Source organism: Cryobacterium sp. AP27 (assembly GCF_056680495.1).
In genome coordinates, this window is sequence record NZ_CM155285.1 from 478,350 (window position 1) to 503,768 (window position 25,419).

At 68.0% G+C, this 25,419-nt stretch carries 26 protein-coding genes; 17 read left to right on the top strand and 9 right to left on the bottom strand.

The features are described from left to right. Positions 1-2 precede the first annotated feature (2 nt). From pcaH to AC1MB9_RS02305, 8 genes are all read left to right on the top strand, one after another. On the top strand, positions 3-821 hold the full coding sequence (gene pcaH / locus AC1MB9_RS02270) for a protocatechuate 3,4-dioxygenase subunit beta (protein WP_479963424.1): 819 nt from the start codon (positions 3-5) through the stop codon (positions 819-821). Then, a complete protein-coding gene (gene pcaG / locus AC1MB9_RS02275; RefSeq protein WP_479963425.1) occupies positions 814-1,401 on the top strand; it encodes a protocatechuate 3,4-dioxygenase subunit alpha in 588 nt (195 codons plus the stop codon). Before pcaH ends, pcaG begins: the two co-directional genes overlap by 8 nt. After that, positions 1,394-2,887, top strand: a complete 1,494-nt coding sequence (locus tag AC1MB9_RS02280) for a lyase family protein (protein WP_479963426.1) — start codon at positions 1,394-1,396, stop codon at positions 2,885-2,887. The genes pcaG and AC1MB9_RS02280 overlap by 8 nt, the downstream gene beginning before the upstream one ends. After that, positions 2,884-4,170: a bifunctional 3-oxoadipate enol-lactonase/4-carboxymuconolactone decarboxylase PcaDC gene (gene pcaDC, locus AC1MB9_RS02285; protein ID WP_479963427.1), complete on the top strand. Its 1,287-nt coding sequence runs from the start codon at positions 2,884-2,886 to the stop codon at positions 4,168-4,170. The genes AC1MB9_RS02280 and pcaDC overlap by 4 nt, the downstream gene beginning before the upstream one ends. A 13-nt stretch (positions 4,171-4,183) precedes the next feature. Beyond that, positions 4,184-4,987, top strand: a complete 804-nt coding sequence (locus tag AC1MB9_RS02290) for a CoA transferase subunit A (RefSeq protein WP_479963428.1) — start codon at positions 4,184-4,186, stop codon at positions 4,985-4,987. Continuing rightward, complete coding sequence (locus AC1MB9_RS02295) at positions 4,987-5,667, top strand: CoA transferase subunit B (protein WP_479963429.1); 681 nt, start codon at positions 4,987-4,989, stop codon at positions 5,665-5,667. The genes AC1MB9_RS02290 and AC1MB9_RS02295 overlap by 1 nt, the downstream gene beginning before the upstream one ends. After that, on the top strand, positions 5,664-6,881 hold the full coding sequence (locus AC1MB9_RS02300) for an acetyl-CoA C-acetyltransferase (protein ID WP_479963430.1): 1,218 nt from the start codon (positions 5,664-5,666) through the stop codon (positions 6,879-6,881). The genes AC1MB9_RS02295 and AC1MB9_RS02300 overlap by 4 nt, the downstream gene beginning before the upstream one ends. Positions 6,882-6,973: 92 nt before the next feature. After that, positions 6,974-8,401, top strand: a complete 1,428-nt coding sequence (locus tag AC1MB9_RS02305; RefSeq protein WP_479963431.1) for an MDR family MFS transporter — start codon at positions 6,974-6,976, stop codon at positions 8,399-8,401. Position 8,402: 1 nt separating this feature from the next. Here the strand turns inward: AC1MB9_RS02305 and AC1MB9_RS02310 are convergent, their stop codons facing one another. Together AC1MB9_RS02310 and AC1MB9_RS02315 are read right to left on the bottom strand one after the other, a co-directional pair. Continuing rightward, positions 8,403-9,287, bottom strand: a complete 885-nt coding sequence (locus AC1MB9_RS02310) for an alanyl-tRNA editing protein (protein ID WP_479963432.1) — start codon at positions 9,285-9,287, stop codon at positions 8,403-8,405. A gap of 92 nt (positions 9,288-9,379) precedes the next feature. After that, positions 9,380-9,502, bottom strand: coding sequence for a hypothetical protein (locus AC1MB9_RS02315; RefSeq protein ID WP_255408738.1), 123 nt, complete (start codon positions 9,500-9,502; stop codon positions 9,380-9,382). A 220-nt stretch (positions 9,503-9,722) separates the two neighbouring features. Between AC1MB9_RS02315 and AC1MB9_RS02320 the strand changes: the two genes are divergently transcribed. Then, on the top strand, positions 9,723-9,968 hold the full coding sequence (locus tag AC1MB9_RS02320) for a hypothetical protein (RefSeq protein WP_479963433.1): 246 nt from the start codon (positions 9,723-9,725) through the stop codon (positions 9,966-9,968). Positions 9,969-9,972: 4 nt separating this feature from the next. Here AC1MB9_RS02320 and AC1MB9_RS02325 read toward each other — a convergent pair whose 3' ends face one another. Beyond that, positions 9,973-11,316, bottom strand: coding sequence for a threonine/serine exporter family protein (locus tag AC1MB9_RS02325; RefSeq protein ID WP_479963434.1), 1,344 nt, complete (start codon positions 11,314-11,316; stop codon positions 9,973-9,975). A 111-nt stretch (positions 11,317-11,427) separates the two neighbouring features. Then, the gene (locus AC1MB9_RS02330) at positions 11,428-12,303 is read right to left on the bottom strand and encodes a DUF4349 domain-containing protein (protein ID WP_479963435.1); all 876 of its coding nucleotides are present in this window, start codon (positions 12,301-12,303) and stop codon (positions 11,428-11,430) included. 168 nt (positions 12,304-12,471) lie between these two features. On the opposite strand from AC1MB9_RS02330, the gene AC1MB9_RS02335 reads away from it, so the two are divergent. Both AC1MB9_RS02335 and AC1MB9_RS02340 read left to right on the top strand, forming a co-directional pair. Further along, positions 12,472-12,672, top strand: a complete 201-nt coding sequence (locus AC1MB9_RS02335; protein WP_479963436.1) for a hypothetical protein — start codon at positions 12,472-12,474, stop codon at positions 12,670-12,672. A gap of 3 nt (positions 12,673-12,675) precedes the next feature. Further along, entirely contained in the window at positions 12,676-13,572 is an 897-nt protein-coding gene (locus tag AC1MB9_RS02340) for an alpha/beta hydrolase (RefSeq protein WP_479963437.1), read from the top strand. 60 nt (positions 13,573-13,632) lie between these two features. Here AC1MB9_RS02340 and AC1MB9_RS02345 read toward each other — a convergent pair whose 3' ends face one another. The 3 genes from AC1MB9_RS02345 to AC1MB9_RS02355 all read right to left on the bottom strand — a co-directional run bounded on the left by AC1MB9_RS02345 (position 13,633) and on the right by AC1MB9_RS02355 (position 16,944). Then, the gene (locus AC1MB9_RS02345) at positions 13,633-14,652 is read right to left on the bottom strand and encodes an LLM class flavin-dependent oxidoreductase (protein ID WP_479963438.1); all 1,020 of its coding nucleotides are present in this window, start codon (positions 14,650-14,652) and stop codon (positions 13,633-13,635) included. Between the two features lie 197 nt (positions 14,653-14,849). After that, a complete protein-coding gene (locus AC1MB9_RS02350; RefSeq protein WP_479963439.1) occupies positions 14,850-15,803 on the bottom strand; it encodes an SDR family oxidoreductase in 954 nt (317 codons plus the stop codon). 130 nt (positions 15,804-15,933) lie between these two features. Then, positions 15,934-16,944 (bottom strand): alpha/beta hydrolase, encoded by a 1,011-nt coding sequence (locus AC1MB9_RS02355; protein ID WP_479963440.1) that lies wholly within the window; start codon positions 16,942-16,944, stop codon positions 15,934-15,936. Between the two features lie 201 nt (positions 16,945-17,145). Here AC1MB9_RS02355 and AC1MB9_RS02360 point away from each other — a divergent pair, with 201 nt between their 5' ends. Beyond that, on the top strand, positions 17,146-18,132 hold the full coding sequence (locus AC1MB9_RS02360) for an aldo/keto reductase (RefSeq protein ID WP_479963441.1): 987 nt from the start codon (positions 17,146-17,148) through the stop codon (positions 18,130-18,132). Between the two features lie 6 nt (positions 18,133-18,138). Here the strand turns inward: AC1MB9_RS02360 and AC1MB9_RS02365 are convergent, their stop codons facing one another. Then, positions 18,139-18,963, bottom strand: a complete 825-nt coding sequence (locus AC1MB9_RS02365; protein WP_479963442.1) for an aldo/keto reductase — start codon at positions 18,961-18,963, stop codon at positions 18,139-18,141. A 34-nt stretch (positions 18,964-18,997) separates the two neighbouring features. Continuing rightward, complete coding sequence (locus AC1MB9_RS02370; RefSeq protein ID WP_479963443.1) at positions 18,998-20,206, bottom strand: MFS transporter; 1,209 nt, start codon at positions 20,204-20,206, stop codon at positions 18,998-19,000. 118 nt (positions 20,207-20,324) lie between these two features. Here AC1MB9_RS02370 and AC1MB9_RS02375 point away from each other — a divergent pair, with 118 nt between their 5' ends. Genes AC1MB9_RS02375 through AC1MB9_RS02395 form a run of 5 tightly spaced genes read left to right on the top strand, consistent with a single transcriptional unit; the run spans position 20,325 to position 25,371 of the window. Further along, on the top strand, positions 20,325-21,317 hold the full coding sequence (locus tag AC1MB9_RS02375; protein ID WP_479963444.1) for a siderophore-interacting protein: 993 nt from the start codon (positions 20,325-20,327) through the stop codon (positions 21,315-21,317). Continuing rightward, a complete protein-coding gene (locus AC1MB9_RS02380) occupies positions 21,314-22,375 on the top strand; it encodes a FecCD family ABC transporter permease (RefSeq protein ID WP_479963445.1) in 1,062 nt (353 codons plus the stop codon). Before AC1MB9_RS02375 ends, AC1MB9_RS02380 begins: the two co-directional genes overlap by 4 nt. Further along, the gene (locus AC1MB9_RS02385) at positions 22,372-23,478 is read left to right on the top strand and encodes a FecCD family ABC transporter permease (protein ID WP_479963446.1); all 1,107 of its coding nucleotides are present in this window, start codon (positions 22,372-22,374) and stop codon (positions 23,476-23,478) included. The genes AC1MB9_RS02380 and AC1MB9_RS02385 overlap by 4 nt, the downstream gene beginning before the upstream one ends. Then, positions 23,478-24,320: an ABC transporter ATP-binding protein gene (locus tag AC1MB9_RS02390; protein WP_479963447.1), complete on the top strand. Its 843-nt coding sequence runs from the start codon at positions 23,478-23,480 to the stop codon at positions 24,318-24,320. Before AC1MB9_RS02385 ends, AC1MB9_RS02390 begins: the two co-directional genes overlap by 1 nt. Before the next feature lie 43 nt (positions 24,321-24,363). Further along, positions 24,364-25,371, top strand: coding sequence for an iron-siderophore ABC transporter substrate-binding protein (locus AC1MB9_RS02395; RefSeq protein ID WP_479963448.1), 1,008 nt, complete (start codon positions 24,364-24,366; stop codon positions 25,369-25,371). Positions 25,372-25,419: the final 48 nt, after the last annotated feature.

The window sequence follows — 25,419 nt, forward strand, 5'->3', positions numbered from 1 at the left end:
TCATGAGCCAGACACCAGTTCCTGTTAACCGCGGCATTCGCGTCGGCGCCGGCCCGGCGAGCCAGAACGAGATCACCGCTGAGATCGAAGAGATCGAAGCGGATGCGGCAGCGCGCGTCGCCGCCGGCGGCTCACCCGAGCTGCAGCCACGGCGCGACTACGCCCCGTACCGCAGTTCCCTGCTGCGCCACCCCACTCATGAGCTCGTGCGCGTCGACCCGGAAGAGGTGGAACGGGTCTCACCCGCGTTCGGCCACACCGACGTGAACGTGCTCGAAAGCGACCTCACAATTCAGCACACCGGCGAGCCGATCGGCGAACGCATGACCGTGAGCGGCCGAGTGCTCGATGGCGAGGGTCGCCCGGTGCGCCACCAGCTGATCGAACTGTGGCAGGCCAACGCCGGCGGCCGCTATGTGCACAAGCGAGACCAGCATCCCGCCCCGCTCGACCCCAACTTCACCGGCGTCGGCCGGGTGATTACCGGCGACAACGGTCAGTACTCGTTCACCACGATCAAGCCCGGACCGTACCCGTGGAAGAACCACGTGAATGCCTGGCGACCCGCGCACATTCACTTTTCACTGTTCGGTACCGCGTTCACGCAGCGCCTGGTCACGCAGATGTATTTTCCCGGTGACCCGCTGTTCGCGCTCGACCCGATCTACCAGTCGATTGCCGATGCGGGTGCCCGCGCCCGTCTCGTCGGGCAGTACGACCACAGTCTGAGCGTGCCCGAGTTCTCGCTCGGTTACCGTTGGGACATCGTGTTGACCGGTCCGAAATCGACCTGGATGGAAAGCGAAGACGCCGATGAATGAGCCCACTACTGCGCAGACTCCTGCTCTGCAGACCCCATCGCAGACCGTCGGGCCGTTCTACGGCTATGCCCTGCCGTATGCGGGAGGGCCGGAACTGGTTCCCGGGCACCATCCCCGCGCCATCCGCTTGCATGGCACCGTCACCGACGGCGCCGGCGAACCGATTCTCGACGCCCTGCTGGAGATCTGGCAGGCCGACGAGAGCGGCGCGCTCAGCCGCGAACTCGGTAGCCTCGACCGCGACGGCTTCACCTTCACCGGATTCGGCCGCTGCGCCACCACGATCGCCGGCCACTACACCTTCACGACGCTCAAGCCAGGGGCCGCCGGCACCGCGGCACCCCACATCCTCGTGACCCTGTTCGCCCGCGGAGTCACCCGCCACCTGTTCACCCGCGCGTACTTCGCCGAGGATTCCGCGCTGCACGCGACGGATGCCGTGTTGCGCGCGGTGCCCGCCGACCGCCGCGACACGCTCATCTGCGTCTCCGAGGGAGTGGTCGGGGGAGCAGAGTCGTACCGCTTCGACATTCGCGTGCAGGGCGAGAACGAGACCGTCTTTTTGGATTTTGATGCGTGACTTTGAGCACACTTTTGACGCCGGGCTGCTCAATCCGCTCAGCCACGGCACCCGGGAGTCCGAGCTGACGAGCGATCAGGCCTGGCTGCAGGCGATGGTCGATGCTGAGCTCGCGCTCACCCGAGCGCTCGTCGATGCCGAGCTTGCCCCCGAGTGGATGATCGAGGTCTGCGATGCGCTCGCCGACGCCGGCCAGTTCGATCTCGGCGCGATCGCCGTCGAGGCTCGGGGTGGAGGCAACCCGGTGATTCCATTCGTGAAGCACCTCGGTCGGGCGGCCGAGAAGGTGCGCATCGGGGCGTCCGACCATATTCACGTCGGCGCGACCAGCCAGGACATTCTGGACACGGCAGCGATGATCGTGGCGCGCCGAGTGACCTGCGAACTCATCCACCAGCTCGATTCACTGGGCGCGACCCTGGCCGACCTCGCTGACGAGCACCGCGGAACGGTGATGAGCGGCCGCACCCTCGGCCAGCAGGCGTCGCCGACGAGCTTCGGTTTCGTGGCGGCGGGCTGGCTGGACGCCGTGCTGCTCATCCTCACCCGCCTCGACGCAATTCGAGACACCCTGCCGGTGCAACTCGGCGGAGCCGTCGGCAACCTCGCCGTCCTCACCGAAATCGCCCGGGCCAGGCGCAGTGACGCGATCGCCGCCGACGTACTCGACACCGTTCTGGAGCGCTTCGCCCACCACGTCGGCCTCGTCGTGCCGCGCCTGAGCTGGCACACCAACCGGGTCGTCATCTCCGAGCTGGCCTCGGTGCTCGCCGCCGCGACCGGCGTCGCGGGCACCTTCGCCCTCGACGTGTCGGTGCTCTCCCGCACCGAAATCGCCGAGGTCAGCGAGCGCCTCGCCCCCGGCCAGGGCGGATCCTCCGCCATGCCGCACAAACGCAACCCGGTGTCGGCCGTGTTGATCACGGCGGCGGCGCTGCAGACACCGGGTCTCGCATCCACGCTCTATGGCAGCATGCTCGCCGAAGACCAGCGCCCGAGCGGCGCCTGGCATGCCGAATGGCAGTCCTTGCGGGTGCTCGAGCGCCTCACGATCTCCGCCGTCTCCGGCGCCGCCTCGCTCGCGGCGCGCCTCGACGTCGACCCGGACCGCATGCGGGCGAACCTCGACCTCACCGACGGACTCGTGTTCAGCGAGCGGGTCACCACGATTCTGGCCGAGACCGTCGGCAAGACCACCGCCTTTGCGCTGGTCGAACGCGCTGCACACGAAGCCTTCAAGACACGCCGGCCCGTGCAGGTCGTGCTCGCGAGCATCCTCATCGCCGAGGGTTGTTCGGACGCCCTGCGCGCACAGATCTGGGCGGCCTTCAGCTATGAGGGAGAGCCGGGTCAGTCGGCGGCCGGCATCAACCGCGTCGTGCGCAGCTTCCGGCAGCGAGCGGATGCCGCGGCGCAGCGTGCCGCCCGGCCAGAGGGCAGCCTTCACGCAGATACCCTGTCCACCACCCCCGCGAGGATCTCATGAGCCAGCCCGTCATTCTCTGCACCATCGAGCCAGCCCAGAACGGGGATGCCGACGCACCCCTGATCGTGCTCGGCCCCTCGCTTGGCACGACCGTCGACCTCTGGGGCGGCGTGCTTCCCGCGCTCGCGGCGACTCACCGGGTGCTCCGCTTCAACCTGCCCGGGCACGGTTTCAGCCCGCGCGCCACCGAGCCGTTCAGTCTCGAGGAGCTCGCCGACGCTGTCATCGGCCTGGTCGACTCGATCCACGTCGGCACCTTCCACTACGCCGGAATCTCGCTCGGCGGCGCCATCGGCCTCGCCCTCGCCGTGAACCACCCGGACCGGCTCATGAGCCTCGCGGTGCTCTGTGCCGGCGCGAAAATCGGCACGAGTGACGCCTGGACCGATCGCGCGGTCGCGGTACGCGCGAGCGGCACCCCGTCGCTCATTGCCGGCAGCGCCGCCCGCTGGTTTGCACCGGACTTCCTCGGCCGCGATCCCAAGGCCGGTTCGCGTGCGCTCGACCAACTGCTCGACATCGACGACGAATCCTATGCGCTCGCCTGCGAGGCGCTGGCCGTTTTCGACCAAACGGATGCCCTCAGCGGCATTCGCACGCCCGCGCTGTGCGTGTCGGGCGAGTTGGACACCGTGACACCGACCGCGCAGCTGAAGGAGTTGGCGGCGCGTATCCCCGGGGCCCGAGCCGTTGAGATTGCCGGGGTCGCGCACCTGCCGTCCCTCGAGCAGCCGATCGAGGTTGGCGCGTTGCTGAGGGAGTGGGTGGCCGGTGCCGTCGCCGCTGCCGGGAGGGCGGGCGCAACCGACTCGGCCGAGCCGATGCCGGCCGGCCGCACCGCGGCATCCGCCTATGCCGACGGCATGCTGGTGCGCCGCGCTGTGCTGGGCGACGCGCACGTCGATGCCGCCACCGCCGCGATCACCCCCGAAACCGCCGTGTTCCAGGACTTCATCACCCGCTACGCCTGGGGCGAGATCTGGACCCGGCCCGGCCTCGATCGGCGCACCCGCAGCTTTCTCACCATCGCCGCGCTCGTCACGGGTGGGCACGAGGGCGAACTCGCGATGCACGTTCGGGCCGCCCTGACCAACGGCCTGACCCGCGCGGAAATCAGCGAAGCGATTCTGCACACCGCGATCTACGCGGGCGTTCCGGCCGCCAACGCCGCGTTCGCCGTGGCCCGCGCGACCTTCGCCGGGCTCGACGCGGCAACCGACGACCCCGCCGACCACCCTGACCCCACCGATACCACGGACGACACCGCCATTCGCCCCAACTAGAGGACTTCGCATTATGGACAAGACCTACAGCACTGCAGCGGCTGCCGTCGCGGACATTCCTGACGGTGCCTCGCTCGCCGTCGGCGGTTTCGGCCTGGTCGGCGTGCCGATCGTGCTGATTCGGGCGCTGCTCGAGCTCGGCAGCAGCAACCTGCACGTCGCCTCGAACAATTGCGGCGTCGACGGCTGGGGGCTTGGCGAGCTGCTGCGCGAAGGTCGGATCAGCCGGGTGATCGCCTCCTACATCGGCGAGAACAAGGATTTCGCCCGTCGCTACCTGGGCGGTGAACTTGAGGTGGAGCTGACGCCGCAGGGCACCCTCGCCGAGCGTCTCCGTGCCGGGGGAACGGGCATCCCGGCGTTCTTCACGGCGAGTGGGGTGGGTACGATGGTCGCCGACGGGGGCCTGCCGTGGCGTTACGGGCCGGGCGGCGAGGTGACCGTGTCGAGCCCGCCGAAGGACACTCGCATGTTCTCCTCACTCGGGTCGGAGCAGGAGTACGTGCTCGAGGAGGCGATCGTCACCGACTACGCCCTCGTGCGCGCCGCCAGGGGGGACCGGCACGGGAACCTCGTGTTTGAGAAGTCGGCGCGTAACTTCAATCCGGTGGCGGGCATGGCCGGTCGCATCACGATTGCCGAGGTGGACGAGCTCGTCGAACCGGGCGAGATCGACCCGGACCAGGTGCATCTGCCCGGAATCTATGTGAACCGCATCGTGCAACTCGGGGCAGCGGATGCCGCGGACCTGCCGATCGAGAAGACGACGACGAGGCCGCGGCCCACCGCGCCCGCCGGTCTGGAAGGACACAACTGATGGCCCTCACGCGCAATGAAATGGCGGCCCGCGCCGCCCAGGAACTCGCCCCGGATTCCTACGTGAACCTCGGTATCGGCCTGCCGACGTTGATTCCCAATTTTCTGCCCGACGGCGTGCACGTGGTGCTGCACTCCGAAAACGGTGTGCTCGGTGTGGGCCCGTACCCGTGGGAGGGCGAGGAAGACCCGAAGCTGATCAACGCCGGCAAGGAGACCGTCACCGTGAACCCGGGTGCGGCGTACTTCGACTCGGCGCAGAGTTTCGGCATGATTCGCGGCGGCATGATCGACGTGGCCGTGCTCGGGGCGATGCAGGTGTCGGTCGCCGGCGATATCGCCAATTGGGCGGTGCCGGGCAAGATGATCAAGGGCATGGGCGGCGCGATGGACCTCGTGCACGGCGCCGACACCGTGATCGTCGTGATGGAACACGTGACGAAGACCGGCGAATTCAAGATCAAGAAGGTGTGCGACCTGCCCCTCACCGGCAAGGCCGTGGTCACGCGCATCATCACCGACCTCGCGGTGATCGACGTGACGCCGGAGGGCCTCGTGCTGCGCGAGATCGCGCCGGGTGTCACCGTTGAGGAGGTGCAGGCCGCGACCGAGGCGACGCTGCTCGTTCCGGAGCCGCCGCTCACGATGCAGACGCTGCTCACCGAACAGGCCGGCGCATGAGGGCGTTGCGTGAGGTCGTCATCTGCGAGCCGCTGCGCACCCCGATCGGCCGTTTCGGCGGGGCGTTCACGACGGTGGCTCCCGCAGATCTGGCCGCCGCGGTGATCGCCGCCCTGATGGACCGCACCGGCCTGGACGGAGCACTCGTCGACGATGTGATCTTCGGCCAGGCGTATCCCACGGCCGAGGCCGCCCCGGTGGCCCGGGTCGCGGCGCTGAACGCCGGGTTGCCGGTGACCGTCGGCGGTGTGCAGGTCGACCGTCGTTGCGGTTCCGGCCTGCAGGCCATTCTCGATGCCGCGATGCAGGTGCAGACCGGCGTCAGCGACCTGTGCATCGCCGGCGGTGTCGATGTGATGAGCCAGGCGCCGTTCTACACGGTGGACTCCCGCTGGGGTGTGGGCGGAACCGCGGGGATGCTGCTGCGCGACGCTCTCGGCCGTGGCCGCGAGACGGCCGGCGGACGGCGGTTCCCGGTGCCCGGCGGCATGCTCGAAACCGCCGAGAACCTGCGACGTGACTACGGCATCGACCGGGTCGAACAGGACGAACTCGCGCTGCGCTCCCAACAGCGCGCCCTGACCGCCGTCGCCGACGGCCGGTTCCTTGACGAGATCGTGCCGGTCACCGTGCCCGGCCGTAAGGGCCCGGTCGTGATTTCCGCCGATGAAACCCCGCGGAAGACGAGTCTCGAGGCGCTGGCCGGACTCAGGCCGATTCTGGGGCAGGCCGATGCGGGAGCCACCGTCACCGCCGGGAACGCGAGCGGCCAGAACGACGCGGCCGCGGCGTGCCTCGTGACCACGCCGGAGCGCGCGGACGAACTCGGCCTCACGCCACTGGTGCGACTTCGTTCCTGGGCGCGCGCCGGCGTCGAACCGTCGCGCATGGGCCTCGGCCCGGTGCCCGCCACCAGGAAGGCCCTCGAACGCGCCGGGCTCACTCTGGCCGACATCGACCTGATCGAACTGAACGAGGCCTTCGCCGCGCAGGTGCTCGCCGTCTCGCGTGAGTGGAACTTCGCCGAGGTGGACTGGGAGCGCACCAACGTGAACGGTTCCGGAATCTCCCTCGGCCACCCGGTGGGAGCCACCGGCGCGCGCATCCTCGCCACCGCCGCACGGCACCTGCACCGCACCGACGGACGCTTCCTCCTCGAAACCATGTGCATCGGCGGGGGGCAGGGCCTCGCCGCCGTCTTTGAACGGGCCTGATCTGACGCACGTGCTGTGGCGCTGCTTCTGGGAACGCCGGCATGGGCCGCGGCCGACACTGCTGCGAACGGACGCTGCCCTAGGCTGTGTGCATGTCTGACGTGGGGTTTCGCTCCGAGCGCGGCCCCATCCTCATCTCGCTCATGGTCACCACCGGGCTTGTGGCGATCGATGCGACGATACTCGCCACGGCGGTGCCCACCATCGTCGATGACCTCGGCGGGTTTGCGCAGTTTCCGTGGCTGTTCTCGGTCTACTTGCTGGCGCAGGCGGTGTCGGTACCCCTGTACGCGAAACTGTCCGACACGGTGGGTCGCAAGCCGATCATCTTCGTGGGCATCGGTCTGTTTCTGCTCGGGTCGATCCTGTGCGGGCTTGCCTGGAGCATGCCCGCCCTCATCGCCTTCCGCGCGGTGCAGGGCCTCGGTGCGGGCGCCGTTCAGCCAATGGCCGTCACGATCGCCGGCGACATCTACAGCGTCGCCGAACGCGCCAAGGTGCAGGGCTACCTCGCGAGCGTCTGGGCGGTCTCCGCCGTCGTCGGCCCCACCCTCGGGGGCGTCTTCTCTGAATTCCTGTCGTGGCGCTGGATCTTCTTCGTCAACATTCCGCTGTGCCTGCTCGCCGCGTGGCTGCTCGGGCGCAGCTTCCACGAGACGATCGAGAAGCGTCGGCACCGGGTGGACTATCTCGGTGCCGCACTGCTCACTCTCTCGCTCACCCTGCTGATTCTCGCCGTACTCGAAGGCGGGCAGTCCTGGGCGTGGACCTCACCACAGTCGGTCGGAGCCTTCGCACTCGGCGGAGTGCTCCTCGCCGGGTTCGTCTGGGCGGAAACCCGCGCAGGAGAGCCCGTGCTGCCGCTCTGGGTGATCTCCCGGCGGCTGCTGCTGTCCACTTCCCTGGTCAGTCTCGGCGTCGGCGCGATCCTGATCGGCCTCACGTCCTACGTGCCCACTTACCTGCAGGGATCCCTCGGCAGCTCGCCGCTCGTGGCCGGTTTGACCCTGGCGACGCTCACCATCGGCTGGCCGATCTCGGCGACGCTGTCCGGCCGGATCTACCTCCGCGTGGGGTTTCGCACGACAGTGCTGCTCGGAGTGGTGCTCGTCATTGCGGGCGCGAGCCTGCTCGCCGTCTTCGGCGGACGCCCCAGCCTTCTTGTCGTGGGCCTGAGCTGCTTCGTGGTGGGCCTCGGGCTCGGCCTCGTCGCCACGCCGAGCCTGGTGGCGGCCCAGTCCAGCGTGCCGTGGAACGAGCGCGGCGTCGTCACGGGCACCAACCTGTTCTCCCGGTCGATCGGCAGCGCCGTGGGGGTAGCCATCTTCGGAGCCGTCGCCAACGCGATCCTCGCCTCCGGCACCGGCGAACGCACCCCGGCCGCGGTCGAGGCGGCCTCCACGAGTGTGTTCATCGCCATTGTGGTTGCCGCCGTTGGCGTCCTGGCCGCGGCCTTCTGGATGCCGGACGAGCGCGCGGGCCCGCGGCCGACATCCGCTCGCGGCGGTATACGGCGATAGGTCAGCGGGACGCCGCCGCGTCGACGGTGGTCACCATCGTGAGCACACTCGTGCCCTCCACATCATGGGTCGAGAGGGTCACCAGCACCCTGCCGAGCTCGCCGAGAGCGGAGACGTGCGTGCCGCCGCACGGGATGCTGACAGGCCGCCCGGGAAGCGCGCACACCCAGAAGCGGCGGTCGGTGAGGCGGTCGCCGTCCCGGTCGATGTGCACCTCGGCATTTGTTGCCACCCACTCGGCCAGGGTGGCGTTGATGAGTTCGGTGAGCGCCGGCAGGTGGTCATCGATACCCTCGGTCACGAAGCCCTTCTTGCGCAGGGACTTTCCGAGGCGATATGTGTCGGTGGAGGCGTTCTCGGTGATCAGCGAGACGTCGATGGCGGTGCCATCGAAGTCGGGCGTGCCGAGCGCGTCGGCGCGGGGCTCCTTTTTCCACCGGTTCGCTACCGCGAGGTTGAGGGCGAGCGACGCGAGGTGGCAGGCAGTGTGCCCCGCCGACGTGCGAGCCCGGAACCCGGCGTCGACGGCGACGACGACCGCATCGCCGTCGGCCAGGGCGCAATCGCCGGCGACGACATGAACCACTACGAAGGCCCAGCCCTCGCTGCCCTTGCCCACGGGGATGCCACGTCCGAGGTACAGGGCGATGCCGTCCGTCGCGCCGACGACGCAGTCGAGCACGGGTGTGTCGACGCTGCCCGCGCGGAGCACGGCGTGGTCGGCGCCCTGGTCGGGCCAGCCCGCGTCGACCGGGTGCACGCTCGTCACGTCAAGCAGCACCGCGCGGCGACCATCGGGCAGCGCGTCCACGTGGAGCACCGTCGCCCCCGTCTCCACGGATCCCGTGGGGTAGCTGACGACGGTGTCTTCGGCGGGATAGGTCATCGTGTGCGCGCCTTTCGGGCATGAAACGGAGAACAAAAAGGTGCCGCCACAACCGTGGCGACACCCTCGATGCTATGTCAGCGAGAAGGAACCTAGCTCTTGCGAGCCCTGGAGGCGGTCTCTTCAGACTTGGCCTTCTTGTCGGCCCTCTTCTCCTTCAGCGACTTGTCGGCGACCTTCTTGGTCGCATCCTTCTTGGGTGATTTGTCAGCCATGTGCACTCCTTCGCGGGGAGCCCTTCGGCCCCGTCACATGAAGAATACGCGGAAACGACCGGTCCGGCACCACTTTGGCTTTCGGGAAATCACTGATGAAAGCCACTGAATCCACGGGGGAGTGACAAACGCCCCTGTGCATCCGCGCGCTGTCGCCGTATGCTGGCGGTGCACGAGGCGTCCATGACCCCCACCGGACGCACGACAGGGAAGAGGGACCATGACTGGTATCGCCACCTACAAGGCCGTTCTGTACGGCCCCAACCCCATCGCGGGCGGACTGGAACTCGACCTGGAGTACGTGGACGGGGAATACCAGGACACGGTGGTGCTCGAGGCCGTGGACGACGGCAGCGTGATCATGCGCACCTACCGTCGCGGTCATGAAACGGTCGAGCCGGTTCCGTACCGGTTCGACGCCGAGACCGACGCCGAGGTCGACGCGGAACCCGACGTGAAAAACTGACCGGTTAGATGCGTTTGGCGCCCGTGCGGCTCAAGCGCACCGGCAAGGCCATGAGCGGTCCCACGAACCGTCGCTGCAGGCGTCGTGCCGGGCCCCACACGTACTGAACGACGTATTGGGCCAGGATGGCGCCGGCGGCGAGGGCAAGAGCCACCGCCGCGGCCGTCAACAGGTTCAGGAGCCCGTTGATGTCGCCGTTGGACAGCTGGAGCAGCCCTCGAAAAAGAATGAGTCCCGGCACGAGCGGCACGAGGGCCGTGACGACGATAACGAGCGGCGGGGTGCGCACCAGCCGTGAGGCGACAGACGCCGCCAGCCCCACACCGATTGCGCTCATGCCCGAGGCCCAGACCAGGCCGAATCCCGCGACCGCCCCGAGCAGGTAGAGAAACTCTGCGAGCGCGCCGAGCAGGCATACTACCCAGAACGCGCGCCACGGCACCTGCACCGCAAGGGCGAAACCGATGACAATCACCACAGATGCCACGAGCAGCAGGGGCAGGTCGTCGAGCGTCGGCTCCCAGCGCGACTCGACGCTGAGGTCGAGACCGAATCGACTCACGAACAGCGAGGCCCCGGCCACTCCGGTGACGAGCCCGCCGGTGATCAGCACGGCCTCGACCATTCGGGCGGTTCCGGTGAGGTAGAAGCCCGAGAGGGTGTCATGCACGGCGCCGAACGTCGTCACCCCGGCCAGGAGCATGATGATCGTCGCGACGACGACGATGGAGGAATTGGCCGTCGGCTCGACGAAGTGCACGACTCCGGCCGACAGGGGCCCGATGGCCCCGCCGGCGACCGTTTGATAGAACAGCGGAACCTGACGGTTCGCGAGCGTCGACGTGATGAGGTCGATGAGATAGGTTGCGACGAAGGCGGCAATCATCACGATCGGACCGCCCCCGATCAACGCGGCGGCGCCGAACCCGACGATGCTCCAGCCGAGGCGGCGATAGCGCACCGTGACCTGGGGCTTCGAGCTGACAATGATGGCCAGGCGTTTGCGGGCCTCGGCGATATCCACCGGGTGCTCGATGAGCTCCGCAATCAACTCAGAGGTGTGGGTGAGCTTGTTGTAGTCGAGCGTGCGATACTTCACGTTTCGGCTGCGGGTGATGGACTCGTGCGTGGCCTGGTCTTCCATCGTGAGCGTGATGATGGTGTGCGTGATGTTCGCGTCGGTGCCCTTGAGGCCGTAGGCCCGAGTGAGCGCTTCCATCGCGGCCGTCGCGTCTTCCGCGCCGGCACCCGCGGTGAAGATCACCTCGGCGAGGCGCATGGTGAGGTCGAGGACCGCTCGCGTGTAGGCGGCATGATCCAGCGGAATCGCCCCGGTGAGGTCGTTCATCCGGGGGAACCGGGGGAACGGCGCGCGACGGCAGGCGCAGCGAAATCAGTGCGCGCGGGACTCGCCGCGCTCAGGGGTACTGCAAAGAAAAACTCGAACACTCAGCTAAGCCTACGCAGCCTTGCGCTTGCGTGTGAACCAGCGCACGATCAGGAGCACGATCAGACCCACAATCGCGATCGCGCCGATCCAGGGCAGAGCCACGCCGAGGGCTACCACGGCCGTCCCGACGGCGGCGACGAGGGCAGTCCATCCCGCCACGACCCCGCCCCAGAAATCGCCGGGGGCGCCGGGGGCGACGGTGCCGTCCTCGTAGAAATCGAGTGAGATGGTGGAATAGTCGATCTGGTCCGCGAGCAGGTTGCGCTGCGAGAGGAGGCTCTCCAGATCTGCCTGCCGACTGGAGAGAGCCCCTTCGATCGAAATGAGATCCGCGGTGTCGCTCGCGGCGCTCATGAGGGAGAGGAGCCGGTCGACTGACGTCTGCAGGGCCGTGATTCGCGCATCGAGGTCTTTACTCTGTTGCGTCACGTCGGTGGCATTGAGCGACACGTAGTTCACGGTGCCGAGGGCTTTGAGTTCGGTGAGCGTGCGATCGAGGACATCCGAGGGAATACGCAACACCAGCGTTGCGCTGGCCGGCTGGTTGTCGGTCGCCGGCATCTCGTTGCGGGAATCCACCCGCCCACCTGCCTGCTCGGTGAGTGTCACCGCCGTTTGAGCGGTTCTGATCGGGTCGGAGACGGTGATCGACACTGACCCGGTCGTGATGACATCACGGTTGGCGGTCTTCACTTCGCTGGTGATCCCGTCGGCGGAGACGCCGGCGTTCTCGTCCCGGATGCCCGGCTCGGGAACGCCCAGGTTCGGGGCGCTGTCCTGGCTGAAACTGCTGGACCCGCCGCTGTCTGAGGTGCAGCCGCCAAGAAGAAGCGCAGAGAGAACGACTGCGGTCAGTACTCCGGTACGTGCCCAGGATCGTCTCATATTCACAAGTATTCCCCCTCGGAACACCGCTGTCTGCCCGATTTCTGGGAGACGCATCACAATTCAGACTCGATTGAGTGACTCGAAGTATGGTCATTGGGTCGGCGGCGCTTCGGCGTAGACGCCAGCTCTACTGTCCACTGCAACTCGCATATTTCGGAGGAAAACATGGGAATTCTAGACGACGCCAAGGATGCGCTCGACGCCACCGGTAAGAAGATCGGTCGGTCGGTCGACGACGCTCGGGAATCGATGGAAGACAAGGTCGAGGAAGGCCGGGCCGACGCCAAGGTGAAGCAGGCCGAGGCCGAGCGCGACGCCACGAAGGCCAAGAATGACTACAAGGAGCAGCTGCGCGACGATACTTGATATATGAAGAGGTCGATGGGGGGAGCCGGGCGAAGCCGGCCCCTCCGTCCACCCCGGCGCCGCGCACCGCTCCTGCACATTGCCGCGGACCAGGGGTCCGGCCCGGTGGTCATCCTGGTTCACGGGATCGCATCCTCGTCGGTGACGTTCCAGGACGTGATCCCGCTTCTTGAGCCGCGACATCGGGTCATCGCGATCGACATCCTCGGGTTTGGGGAATCTCCGGCACCGGACGGGTGTGAGTATCGGCTCGAGGACCATGTGGCGGCGCTGGCGGCGACCATCCGCTCACTCAAGCTTCGGGAGCCATTTCTGCTGGTCGGACATTCGCTGGGAAGCCTCATCAGCACCCGCTATGCCGCTCTGAACCGACGGGGCACCGCGCGATCTCTGTGGAATCGGCTCACGCGCCATGGCCCGGTCAGTCGGCTCGTGCTCGTCGGGCCGCCGGTCTACACGTCTCCGCAGGACATTGGCGACGCCCGTACCCGCGCCCGGGTTGCGGCGTACCTGCGCGCCTACGACTACCTGCGCACCAATCGGGACTTCACGCTCGCCAATGCGGCGATCATTTCGCATCTCCTGCCCAAGGGCGTCTTTGAGATCACGACCACAACGTGGACGCCGTTCGTGAAATCGCTCGAGCATTGCATCGAGTCGCAGACCGTGGTGAGCGACATCGCGAGCCTGCACATGCCCATCGACGTGGTCTACGGCGCACTCGACCAGTTCATCGCCCTCGGCAGCCTGACCGTGATCGAGCGCATGCGTCACGTCACCATGCACCGCGTCGAGGCGAACGACCACATCATTCGCCGGGGCCTCGCGCGGGTTCTGGTGCGCGTCATCGAGACGGATGCCCCGGCGGCGGTCGACGCGGCCGCATCCGTTCGCTCGTAGTCCCGCCGCGGACCTTGTCTCAGCGGTTGCCGCCGTGCGTGGACCGGCCCCGGCCGGGCGTCAGCGCCAGCCGAGGGCGGGGGCGACCTGCTGCGCTATCGTGCCGAGCAGGTGCGCGTTGTAGTCCACGCCGAGCTGGTTGGGGATGGTCACGAGCACGGTGTCGGCGTCGTGCACCGCGGCATCCGTTTCGAGCTGCTCGACGATTGCAGCAGGCTCGCCGACGTAGCTCTTGCCGAACCGGGCGAGCCCGCCGTCGAGGTGCCCGACCTGGTCTTCGCTGCCCGCCGCTGCCGCGCGGCCGAAGTACGCGCGATCGAGGTCGTTCACGATGGGCATGATGCTGCGACTCACCGACACCCGCGGGGTTCCCGCATGCCCGGCATCGGCCCAGGCCTTCCGGTAGATGGCGATCTGTTCGGCTTGCAGGTCGCCGAACGGCACCCCGGTGTCTTCGGTGAGCAGGGTCGAGCTCATCAGGTTCATGCCCTGTTCGCCGACCCACTGGGCGGTTTTGCGGGTGCCGGCGCCCCACCAGATGCGCTCGCTCAGGCCCGGGGACTGCGGTTCGATGGCGAGGAGTCGAGAGTTGCCGGTCATCTGCGGGTTGGCCGCGGCCATGCCGGCCCCGCTGATCGCGGCGCGGAAGACGGCGGTGCGGGCGCGGGCGTCATCCGCGTCAGTGCTGCCTGCTGCGGGCACATGACCGAAGGCCTCGTAGCCGTGCAGTGCGGTTTCGGGCGAGCCGCGGCTGATGCCCAGCTGCAGGCGGCCGTTGCTGATGAGATCGGTGATGGCCGCCTCTTCCGCCATGTACATGGGATTTTCGTATCTCATGTCGATGACGCCGGTGCCGAGTTCGATGCTGCTCGTGCGTGCGGCCATCGCCGAGAGCAGCGGGAACGGCGACGCGAACTGACGCGCGAAATGGTGCACGCGCAGGTAGGCGCCGTCGATGCCGAGTTCTTCGGCGGCCACGGCGAGCTCGATGGTCTGCAACAGAGCATCGCTTGCGGTGCGGGCCTGGGAGCCCGGCACGCTCTGGTAGTGGCCGAAGGAGAGAAATCCGATGCGCTTCATGCTCGGTGCAGCACGCCAGGGGCGCTGACTATTCCCCGGTGCCTGTGGCTAGTTCAGGAGATCCGCGTCGGTCGGCGTTGGCCGCCCGCCGAGGAGTGCGGCCGACGGTCGGCAGGGCGGACGATCTCCTGAACTAGGCACCGACGAGCGGGCCGCTGCGAATGAGGCGTGAAGGCCAGGCCGGGTGCGGCGGTCGGTCAGGCCGGGACGACACTCGGGAACGTCAGCCGGGTGAAATGTTCGGATGCGCGCCACAGCCGGTCTGCGTCGGCGTCGTTGAGCGCGCGCGAGGGCATGCGCGCGGGGGAGGGGCCTCCGGTGAGCTCGCCGAAACCGTCGGGGCCGTAGTAGCCGCCGCCGGCGGCCGTGGGACTGGTCGCGGCAAACAGTGCCGGCAGGATTCCCTGGGGAATCTGCTGCCACATCCAGCCGATGCGCTGGGTCGCCTCTGTCAGCGTAAGCATCGCTCGCGCCGACGCCCCGCCGTGAGTGGGGCCGGTGATCTGCAGGTTGGTGGCCGTCGCCCCCGGGTGCGCCGCCACGCTGCGGATTCCCCAGCCGGCCGCGATGCTGCGGCGGTTGAGCTCACGGGCGAACATCAGGGTAGCGAGCTTGGACAGGCCATAGGCACGCGTCGGCCGATAGCTTCGCCCCTGCAGATCGTCGAAGTCGAGGCGTCCCGTGCGGGCGATCAGGCTGCTGAGACTCACGACGCGCGCGTCGCCGGCCGCCTGCAGAAGCGGCATCAGGTGCGCGGTGAGAGCGAAGTGGCCGAGGTGGTTGCTACCGAACTGCAACTCGAAGCCGTCCTCGGTGACCTCGCGTTTCGGCGGCATCATGATGCCCGCGTTGTTGATGAGAATGTCGATCGGGCGGCCCTCGTCACTGAGCTGCGCACCCAATGCCGCCACGGATTTCAGGGACGCGAGGTCGATGTGACGGATGCTGAGCTTCGCATCCGGCGTCTGCGCGAGAATGCGTTCGATGGCGGCCTCGCCCTTGGCCTGATTGCGGATCGCGAGGATCACGTCGGCACCCGCCTTCGCGAGCCGACCGGTGAGGCCGAAGCCGAGACCGCTGTTGGCGCCCGTGACGACGGCCAGCTTCCCGGTGAGGTCCGGGACCACAATGTCCGCCAGTTCGCGTGCCATGATTACTCCCGTATTCGCTTGGTGTGACGTCTATCCAACTCGCTCGACCGCGCGATGTCGAACCGGAGGGGCACATTCACGGTTCGGAGGGCCCCGCCCGGGGACCGTCGCGGCGCCCCCGGCAGGTGCGTCACCGGACCTGAACGTTCGCCGTCAGGAAGGTCGTGATCTTCTCGGCCATCGCCTTCGATTGGGTCCAGTGCAGGTAATGGCCACCGTCGAGCACCTGAAGTTCGTGGTGATCGCTGCCGCGCACCTGCCGCTCATGAGTGTCGTACCAGTGTGGAATCGAATCGACCGATTCCGACGAGAGAAATGTCAGTACCGGCAGGTGCGGCGGGTACAAGAGCCCATCAAGCCTGGCTGCGTTCGCTCCCATCTCGTTCCATTCATCGGCAACGGCGGCGTTGCTGTAATTCCAGCTGGTCATCAGACGGATGCGCTCCAGCTCGCCCGCACTGAAAGCGTCACCCGGGGGCTCGACCAGGTCGGGGGCGATCGCGCCCGCCCAGCGCATCAAACCGGTCGTCGACACGAGGCGGCCGACATTCGGGGAACTGCCCGAGGTGCCGGAACCGCCCGCGGCGGCGGAACTTCCCGAGGCGCCGGACGTGGAGGCGGGTACCGTGGGGTCGATTCCCACGACCGCCGAGACGTCTTCCGGGTAGGCATTGGCGTAGAACAGGGTGTAGAAGCCCGCAAGAGAGTGGCCGGCCAGCACGAACGGCTTGCTGATGCCCAGTGTCGACACGACGGAGTGCAGCTCCGCCGTGATGTTCTCCACGGTTCGCGGCGCGGCGTGCTGGTCGCTGTATCCGTAGCCGAAGCCCTCGACGACCACCACGTGGTCATCGCCGAGTTCGCGGATCAGCGGCGCGAAATCCACCGCTGGGGCCGGCGTGCCGTATCCGCTCAGCAGCACAATGGTCGTGTCGCCATGCCCGTGCTCGTAGACGTTGATTTCGCCGCCGACGACGGGTATCCGCTGACCGTAGGGCTTCATTGTCGCGCGTTCGTGCTGCTCCAGGGCGAGGTTGGTTGCCGTGGATGCCAGGGTCAGGCCCACCGCTACGGCCGCCACCGCGCCGATTCGGCGCAGTACCCGTCCGGTTCGCGTGCGGTGGGAATCGTGCTTCCGCAAGGTATGCCTCCGAGAATCTAAGTCGTACACTAATGTATGAGATAGAATCTATACAGTGGTGTTCAAGATAGTCAAGGACGGGGCCGAAAATCGCCACACGCATTCCGGATCGGCAAGCGAAAATCGCACGGACGCGCCTCTCGGAAGATTGCCGTCAAACGTGACGCGCGCTCCGCCCGCCCCAGACCATAAACTCGTTCCATGCAGACAAGAATCTTGGGACGCACCGGCCGAGCAGTCTCCGTGATGGGGCTGGGTACCTGGCAACTCGGCGGCGACTGGGGCGCCGTGACGGAGGCCGACGCGCTCGGCGTGCTCGCGGCATCCGTGGACGCCGGTGTCACGTTCCTGGACACCGCAGATGTGTACGGCGACGGGCGCAGCGAACGCCTGATCGGGCGGTTTCTCGAGCATGATGCACCCGGTGAAAACATCACCGTGGCCACGAAGATGGGGCGCCGCGTCGATCAGGTGCCGGAGAACTACGTTCTCGCGAACTTTCGAGCGTGGACCGATCGCTCCCGCCGCAACCTGCGCACCGAGCGACTCGACCTCGTGCAGTTGCACTGCCCGCCCGGCTCCGTCCTGGAATCCGACGAGGTGTACGACGCTCTCGACGCCCTCGTGGCGGAGCAGGTGATCGAGAGCTACGGCGTGAGTGTGGAGACGTGTGAGCAGGCGCTCGCCGCAATCAAGCGACCCGGAGTGGCCACGGTGCAGATCGTGTTCAATGCGTTCCGTCTCAAGCCGCTCGACGCGGTGATTCCGGCCGCCCGGGCCGCCGGCGTTGGCATCATCGCCCGAGTTCCCCTGGCCAGTGGGCTGCTCACCGGCAAGTACACCGAGGCGACCGTGTTCGCGGAGTCCGACCACCGCAATTTCAACCGCGACGGCAGCCACTTCGACGTGGGCGAGACCTTCTCCGGCGTGGATTTCGAGGTGGGGCTGCAGGCGGCCACCGAGTTCGCAGCACTCGCGCCGGCCGGGGTCACCGCCACGCAGGCCGCGCTCTCCTGGGTGGCGCAGGTCGACGGCGTGAGCGCTGTCATTCCGGGTGCGCGATCGGTGGCGCAGGCGCAGGGCAACGCACGGGCCGGGGAGGCCGAGGATCTCAGCCTCGAATTCAACGAGGGCGTGCAGGACATCTACGATCGTCTGCTGCGCGACGCGATCCACCCGCGCTGGTAAACGGGCCTAGTCGAACAGATCCGGGTCTTTGCCGGTGCGCTCGCCGGACTCGAGATCCGCGATCGCGGCCGCGTCCTCCGCATCGAGCGCGAAGTCGAACACGTTCAGGTTGTCGCGAATGCGCTGCGGCGTCACGGATTTGGGAATGACCACGGTTCCGAGCTCCAGGTGCCAGCGAATCACCACCTGAGCGGCCGACTTTCCGTGTTTGGCGCCGATGCGATCGAGCGTCTGGTTGCCGATGGCGCGGCCGCGGGCCAACGGCGACCAGGCCTCGGTCAGGATGCCGTGGGCCGCGTCATACTCGCGCACGTCGGTCTGCGGCAGCCACGGGTGCAACTCGACCTGGTTGATCACCGGAACGACCGCGGTCTCGGCGAGCAGCCGGTCGAGGTGGTGGGTGTGAAAGTTGGAGACTCCGATGGACCGTGCGCGACCGTCGGCGCGCAGCGTTTCGAGCGCCCGGTAGGTGTCGACGTAGCGATCTTGCCGGGGAGCGGGCCAGTGAATGAGGTAGAGGTCCACGTAGTCCAGACCGAGTTTGGTGAGGCTCTCATCGAAGGCGCGCAGCGTCTCGTCGTAGCCGTGGCGGTCGTTCCAGACCTTGGTCGTCACGAACACGTCGGCGCGGGGGAGTCCCGCGCGGGCCAGGCCTTTCCCCACGCCGACTTCGTTCTCGTATAGTGCGGCCGTATCCACGTGCCGGTAGCCGGCCTCCAGGGCGACCTGCACCGTCTCGGCAGCGAGGTCATCGGCGACCTTGTAGACGCCGAGTCCCAGCTGTGGGATGGAGTGGCCGTCGTTGAGCGTCAGGAGCGGGGAAGAGGTCATGCTCTATCGTCGCAGGTCGCCCGTGCCTTAAACGCTAGGAGATCTGAACCTGGACCGGTTCGGTGTCGGGGATGGGACTGGGGTCCCGGCCGCGCAAGTCCGGGTGCCAGCGGCGCCCGAGCGCGGGGATGATGCAACCGAGGCCCGCAAAGCCCGCGGCGAGGAAGATGGCTGCGGCGGCTCCGGACTGGTCGATGGCGAAGCCGGCGAACGCCGAACCCATGGCCGCTCCGATCAGCTGGCCCGTTCCGATCCAGCCGTAGGCCTCCGCCGTGTCGCTGAATTTTACGCTCGCCGAAACGATTCCGAACAACACCGCGAACGCCGGAGCGACGCCGATGCCGGCGAGAAACAGGGTCACGGCGAGCCAGGCGAAGTTGAGCCAGATGCCGGCTGCCGCCATGCCGACGGTGATGATGAGCATGCGGCTCGCGAGCGCCCATGGGCCGATCGGTGCGTGGCCGAGGGCGAGCCCGCCGACGAGGGAGCCCACGGCGAAGATGCACAGGACCCAACCGGAATTGGCGTTGCCGTGTCCGAACACGGCCACGATTCCCGCCTCGAGGGCGGCACATGCCGCCACGAGCATGAACCCGACGACGGTGCTGAGGAGAACGGCCGGGCGTTTGAGCACGACGCCGAGCTTGCGGCGGCTGCGGGGAATACGTACCCGGCCCACCTCGGGCAGCACGAGGAACCAGATGCCGCCGCCGATGAGGAACACGGCCGCGAGCAGGATGCCGGCGACGGTGCTCACCTGAATGGCGACGAAGGTGGCGATCACGGGGCCGAGCACCCAGATCACCTCCTGCGCCGAGGCATCCAGTGAGAACAGGGGAGTCAGCTGGCGAGAGTTGACGATCTTCGGGTAAATCGTGCGCACCGCGGGTTGGATGGGCGGGGTTGCCAGTCCCGCCACGAGACCGATGACCATCAACAGGGGAATGCCCATGGGCACGACGGCCATCGCGATGATCGAGATGGCGCAGACGACGAGCGTCACGACGATGACCGGGCGGATGCCCCACCGGCCCATGAACCGGCTGGTGAGCGGACCGGCGACGGCCTGGCCGATGCTCATGGCGCCGAGCACGAGCCCGGCGGCCGTATAGGAGTCAAACAATCGTTCGATGTGGATCAGGAAGGCGAGGGAAAGCATTCCGAAGGGGAGTCGAGCCGTCAGCTGGGCTCCGATCAGCCGGGCCACGCCCGGCGTTTTCAGAAGACTTGCGTAGCTGCTCACCCTCAGAGTCTAAGCGGCCCGGCTCCGGTTGCCGGGGTATCTGCGTGACGAGATGACCGGCGTTGGCCGATTGGCCGAACGCGGTGCTTTATCACATAAGGCATGTCATACTTAGGTAATGCTTACCTTAGTTGAGAGTGCGGCGCCTCACGCGGCGACCGAACGGATGGCCGCCGACCGGCCCGCCTACCGACCGTACGTTGCGCACGTGGCCGGACTGCGCGGCCTCGGCGAGCACTCCGTGCGGGTGACGTTCGCGGGAGCCGATTTCGACAATTTCGGCACCGCGGGCCTCGACCAGCGCGTCAAGATCGTTTTTCCGCTGCCCGGGATCGGCGTCAGCGACATCGGCGCCGCGGACCCCGCCACCATCGACGGCGGAACCTGGCACGCACGCTGGCGCGCCCTGCCCGACGAGGCGCGCAACCCGTTCCGTACCTACACGATTCGAGCGGTGCGGCCCGATGCTCGCGAGATCGACGTCGATTTCGTCGCCCACGACGATTCCATTGGCCACGCCGGACCCGCCGCGCGGTGGCTCCGGAGCGTCGTGCTCGGCGACAAACTCGTCATCGTCGGACCGGATGCCCGCAGCGCGCACGCGGCAACCGGCCTCGACTGGCATCCGGGTTGCGCCACGGTTCTGCTCCTCGCCGGCGACGAGACGGCCGCGCCCGCCATCTGCGCCATTCTCGAAAGCCTGCCCGAAGCCAGCCGAGCGCACGCCTTTCTCGAGGTGCCCGGCACGCCCGATGCCAGGGCCGCCGCGACGGCGACCCTGCCTCCGGGCTGCGAGATCACCTGGCTTTCTCGCGGCACGGAACCGCGCGGCACGCTCCTCGACGCGGCCGTGCGCGCCTGGGTCGCCCGGAATCGCGACCGCATTGCGGTGCTTCCGGACGCGCAGGACCTCGACGACATCGACGTTGACCGCGAGTTGTTGTGGGAATCGCCGCGCGCGGCGCCCGACAGCAACTTCTACGCCTGGCTCGCGGGCGAAGCGAGCGTCATCAAGCAGCTGCGTCGCTTCCTGGTCAGCGAAACCGGCATCGACCGCAAGCGCGTCGCCTTCATGGGGTACTGGCGGCACGGTCGCGCCGAAGCCCAATGACCGGGTCCCTCGCGGCGCCGGTACCCGGCGCGCCTGCCGCCACGCCTGGCGGCAGGGCGGCGTCGCCGCGCATCCTGGGGGGATTCGTCGTCTCGGCGGTTATCCTCGTGCTCGTGGTCACCGCCTCGTTCGTGGTCGGTACCCGCGACATTGAACCGGGCACGGTGATCGATGCCCTGCTGCGCCCCGATCACACCCGCACCGACCATGTCGTGGTGCTGGATCTTCGACTGCCCCGCACGGTCGTGGGCCTGCTCGCCGGTCTCGCGCTCGGCCTCGCCGGCGCCCTGATGCAGGGAGTCACCCGCAACCCCCTCGCCGATCCCGGGCTCCTCGGCGTCAACGCGGGGGCGTCCCTCTTCGTTGTGGTCGGCGTCGCCTGGTTCGGGGTGACCTCGGCGCTCGGCTACGTGTGGTTCGCCTTCGCCGGCGCCGCCGTGGCCGCAACCGTCGTCTACGTGATCGGGTCCCTGGGCCGCGAAGGCGCCACTCCCGTCAAGCTCGCCCTCGCCGGTACCGCCCTCACGGCAGCGCTCACCTCGCTGATCACCATCATCCTGCTGAGCGACGACCAAGCCTTCGACCGGTACCGCTTCTGGGCGGCCGGTTCGCTCGTTGCCCGCGGGCTGGACTCCACGCTCCCGCTCGTGCCGTTCATCGCGGTCGGTGCAGTGCTCGCCGTGGCGGCCGGCCGAATGCTCAACGCCCTGGCCCTGGGCGATGACCTCGCCCGGGGCCTCGGCCAGAAGCTCGTGACGGCCCGAATCGTGTGTGCCGTCGCCATCGTGTTGCTCTGCGGTTCGGCCACGGCCATGGCCGGTCCCATCGCGTTCGTGGGCCTCGCCGTCCCGCACATCGCCCGCTGGTTCACGGGGCCGGACTATTGCCTCATCCTCGCGCTGTCGGCGCTGCTCGGCCCCGCGCTCCTGCTTGCGGCAGATGTTCTCGGTCGCGTCATCGGTCGCCCCGGCGAAATTGAGGCGGGTCTCGTGGTCGCCTTCCTCGGCGCCCCTGTGCTCATCGCGCTCGTTCGCCGCGTGAAGCTGGCCGGACTGTGACCGGCGTCATATCCGCCGCGCGGCCCCCCTCCCCGCCGCGGGGCTCCGTGCCCGGCGCCTCGCCGACCCGGGTGGCCGCATCCGCGCTGGCCGCCCGACGAAAGGCCCAGCGCCGGCGCGAGCGCCGCGTCGTCACGGGGCTCGCGGTCGGCGTGCTGCTGGTCGCCGCGTTGAGCCTCTCGGTCGGCGCCTATTCGGTGAGCGTGCCCGACCTCCTGGCCACGCTGCTCGGACAGGGAACCGCCAGCGAGAACTTCATCGTTCTCACGCTGAGGCTCCCGCGCCTCGTGCTGGCGCTGCTCGTGGGGGTGGCCTTCGCGCTTTCCGGTGCCGTGTTCCAGAGTGTGCTCCGCAACCCGCTCGCCAGCCCCGACATCATCGGGGTCACCGGCGGCGCGAGCGCGGCGGCCGTCTTCGGCATGCTCATCCTCGGGTTCGGTGCCCTCGCGACGTCCCTCGCCGCCTTCGGCGGTGCCGTGGTTGTCGCCGTCCTCATCTACGCACTCGCCTGGCGCGGCGGTGTCGTGGGCTACCGCTTCGTTCTCATCGGCGTCGGCGTCGCATTCATGGTTCAGGGGCTTCTCGGCTACCTGCTCTCCCGTGCGGACCTGAACGACGCCCAGGGCGCCCTGCTCTGGCTCGTCGGGAGCGTCAGCGGCGCGCGCTGGACCAACATCGTCGTTCTCGCGGCCCTCCTCGCCGTTCTGCTGCCCGTGTTGTGGGGGATGTCGGGGCGACTGCGCGCGCTGCAACTCGGCGACGACGCCGCCACGAGCCTCGGCGTGGCCACCGAGCGGTCGCGCCTGCTGCTGCTCGCCGTGGCCGTGGCTCTCGCCGCGATCGCCACGGCCGCGGTGGGCCCCCTCGCGTTCGTGGCCTTCGTTGCGGCACCGATTGCGCGCAGAATCTCCGGAACCGGGGGCCTCGCGCTCGTTCCGGCGGCGTTCGTCGGTGCGCTCATCACCACGGTCGCGGACTTCACCGCCCAGCATCTGCTCCCCGGCGGGCTGCAGCTGCCGGCCGGGATCATCACGGGCGCGATCGGTGCCCCCTACCTGCTGTGGCTGCTCGCCACCTCCAATAGATCCGGAAAGGGAGCCTGATGCCCCGCCCCGCTGCCGACCGGGCCGGCGCCCACGATTTCCGGGCGGAGGCCCTCACCCTCGGCTACGACAAGACGACCATCGTCGACGACCTCACCCTCGACATCGCGCCCGGCGCGATCACGGCCATCGTCGGCGCGAACGCCTCCGGCAAGTCCACCCTGCTGCGCGGATTGGCACGCCTGCTTCGACCGGAGGCCGGCCGGGTCGCGCTCGACGGGCGGGACATCACCGCACGACGGAGCAAGGAGGTCGCGACCGTCGTGGGACTGTTGCCGCAGCAACCGGTCGCCCCCGACGGCATCACGGTCGCGGACCTCGTGGGTCGGGGCCGCTACCCGCACCAGGGCTGGTTTCGCACCTGGACGAGCACTGATGATGAGATCGTCGCCGAAGCGATGGCGGCCACAAACACCCTCGAGCTCGGCCATCGGCGGCTCGAAGACCTCTCCGGCGGCCAGCGGCAGCGGGTGTGGATCGCCATGGCACTGGCCCAGAACACCGACATTCTGTTGCTCGACGAGCCGACGACGTTCCTCGACGTGGCGCACCAAATCGATGTGCTCGACCTGCTCCTCGAACTCAACCGCACCCGCGGCACCACCGTGGTCATGGTGCTGCACGACCTCAACCTCGCCGCCCGCTACGCCGATCAGCTCGTCATTCTCCAGCACGGAAGCATCCGCGCCGCGGGGCCTCCCGCAGAGACGCTGACGGCCGAGATCGTGGACGACGCCTTCGGGCTGGCCGCCACGATCATCCCCGACCCGGTGACCGGCTCACCCATGGTCATCCCGCAAGGTCGTTTTCACCGTGCCGGCCCATCCTCTATGTTAGGTTAGGCTTACCTATACAAACGACTCACATATGAAAGTGGAGACACCTGTGTCACGACGCCTCACCCTCGCCCTTGCCGCCACCGCGGCCGCCCTGGCCCTGACCCTGAGCGGCTGCACGACGTCCGACGCCGACGTGACAGCGGCTGCCCCGGCCTCCGGCAGCTTCCCCGTCACCATGGAGCACGCCTTCGGTGAAACGACCATCGACGCGCGACCCGAACGCGTTGTCGCGTGGGGCTGGGGGAGCGCCGATGACGCGATCGCACTCGGCGTGACCCCCGTGGCCATCCCGTTCCAGTCCTACGGCGGCGACGAAAACGGCGTGCTGCCCTGGATCTCCGAAGCTCTGGCGGCATCCGGCGACGAGGTGTCCATCGTTCTGCCTGAATCGAAGGAACCGCCGTACGAGGAGATCGCCGCCGCCGCTCCCGACGTGATTCTGGCCGCGTATTCCGGAATCACCTCGGACCAGTACGAGTTGCTCAGCCAGATCGCCCCCGTCGTCGCGTACCCGGGGGAGGCCTGGGCGACCGACTGGCGTGAGCTCATCACGATCACCGGCACCGCCCTCGGCAAGAACGAGGAAGCGACCACGCTGCTGGCCGAGATCGACACGGATATCGCCGACCAGGCCGCCGCGCACCCGGAATTCGCGGGCAGGAGCATCGCGCTCACGGCGGACAGCGGCGGAGCCTTCTACGTCTATAAGAAGGAAGATCCTCGCGTCGGCTTCACGCTCGACCTGGGTTTCGTCAGCGCGCCGAGCGTCGACACGCTCGCGACCGACGAAGCCACCTTCTACTACACGCTGAGTTACGAACAGCTCGACGAGCTCAGCAGCGATGTACTCGTCAACTTTGAACCGACGCAGGAGGAGTCCGACGCGTTCCTCGCCGCCGGCTACGCGCAGGTGATGCCGCAGGTGCAGAACGGCACGGTCGCATCCCCGGTCGGCGCGGCGTTCATTGCCTCGGTGTCCCCGCCCACCGGCCTCTCGCTGACCTGGGGGCTGCAGGACTACGTCGACGTGCTGTCCGCCGCGGTCGCCAAGTAGCCCGAGCGCTCCCGGTTCGCGACGACGATTGCGGTCGAGAATGCGCGT

What these genes read in the sequence shown, in the direction of transcription:
- pcaH (WP_479963424.1), top strand. Translation starts at nt 3, where the DNA reads ATGAGCCAGACACCAGTTCCTGTTAACCGCGGCATTCGCGTCGGCGCC.
- pcaG (WP_479963425.1), top strand. Translation starts at nt 814, where the DNA reads ATGAATGAGCCCACTACTGCGCAGACTCCTGCTCTGCAGACCCCATCG.
- AC1MB9_RS02280 (WP_479963426.1), top strand. Translation starts at nt 1,394, where the DNA reads ATGCGTGACTTTGAGCACACTTTTGACGCCGGGCTGCTCAATCCGCTC.
- pcaDC (WP_479963427.1), top strand. Translation starts at nt 2,884, where the DNA reads ATGAGCCAGCCCGTCATTCTCTGCACCATCGAGCCAGCCCAGAACGGG.
- AC1MB9_RS02290 (WP_479963428.1), top strand. Translation starts at nt 4,184, where the DNA reads ATGGACAAGACCTACAGCACTGCAGCGGCTGCCGTCGCGGACATTCCT.
- AC1MB9_RS02295 (WP_479963429.1), top strand. Translation starts at nt 4,987, where the DNA reads ATGGCCCTCACGCGCAATGAAATGGCGGCCCGCGCCGCCCAGGAACTC.
- AC1MB9_RS02300 (WP_479963430.1), top strand. Translation starts at nt 5,664, where the DNA reads ATGAGGGCGTTGCGTGAGGTCGTCATCTGCGAGCCGCTGCGCACCCCG.
- AC1MB9_RS02305 (WP_479963431.1), top strand. Translation starts at nt 6,974, where the DNA reads ATGTCTGACGTGGGGTTTCGCTCCGAGCGCGGCCCCATCCTCATCTCG.
- AC1MB9_RS02310 (WP_479963432.1), bottom strand. Translation starts at nt 9,287, where the DNA reads ATGACCTATCCCGCCGAAGACACCGTCGTCAGCTACCCCACGGGATCC.
- AC1MB9_RS02315 (WP_255408738.1), bottom strand. Translation starts at nt 9,502, where the DNA reads ATGGCTGACAAATCACCCAAGAAGGATGCGACCAAGAAGGTCGCCGAC.
- AC1MB9_RS02320 (WP_479963433.1), top strand. Translation starts at nt 9,723, where the DNA reads ATGACTGGTATCGCCACCTACAAGGCCGTTCTGTACGGCCCCAACCCC.
- AC1MB9_RS02325 (WP_479963434.1), bottom strand. Translation starts at nt 11,316, where the DNA reads ATGAACGACCTCACCGGGGCGATTCCGCTGGATCATGCCGCCTACACG.
- AC1MB9_RS02330 (WP_479963435.1), bottom strand. Translation starts at nt 12,303, where the DNA reads ATGAGACGATCCTGGGCACGTACCGGAGTACTGACCGCAGTCGTTCTC.
- AC1MB9_RS02335 (WP_479963436.1), top strand. Translation starts at nt 12,472, where the DNA reads ATGGGAATTCTAGACGACGCCAAGGATGCGCTCGACGCCACCGGTAAG.
- AC1MB9_RS02340 (WP_479963437.1), top strand. Translation starts at nt 12,676, where the DNA reads ATGAAGAGGTCGATGGGGGGAGCCGGGCGAAGCCGGCCCCTCCGTCCA.
- AC1MB9_RS02345 (WP_479963438.1), bottom strand. Translation starts at nt 14,652, where the DNA reads ATGAAGCGCATCGGATTTCTCTCCTTCGGCCACTACCAGAGCGTGCCG.
- AC1MB9_RS02350 (WP_479963439.1), bottom strand. Translation starts at nt 15,803, where the DNA reads ATGGCACGCGAACTGGCGGACATTGTGGTCCCGGACCTCACCGGGAAG.
- AC1MB9_RS02360 (WP_479963441.1), top strand. Translation starts at nt 17,146, where the DNA reads ATGCAGACAAGAATCTTGGGACGCACCGGCCGAGCAGTCTCCGTGATG.
- AC1MB9_RS02365 (WP_479963442.1), bottom strand. Translation starts at nt 18,963, where the DNA reads ATGACCTCTTCCCCGCTCCTGACGCTCAACGACGGCCACTCCATCCCA.
- AC1MB9_RS02375 (WP_479963444.1), top strand. Translation starts at nt 20,325, where the DNA reads ATGCTTACCTTAGTTGAGAGTGCGGCGCCTCACGCGGCGACCGAACGG.
- AC1MB9_RS02380 (WP_479963445.1), top strand. Translation starts at nt 21,314, where the DNA reads ATGACCGGGTCCCTCGCGGCGCCGGTACCCGGCGCGCCTGCCGCCACG.
- AC1MB9_RS02390 (WP_479963447.1), top strand. Translation starts at nt 23,478, where the DNA reads ATGCCCCGCCCCGCTGCCGACCGGGCCGGCGCCCACGATTTCCGGGCG.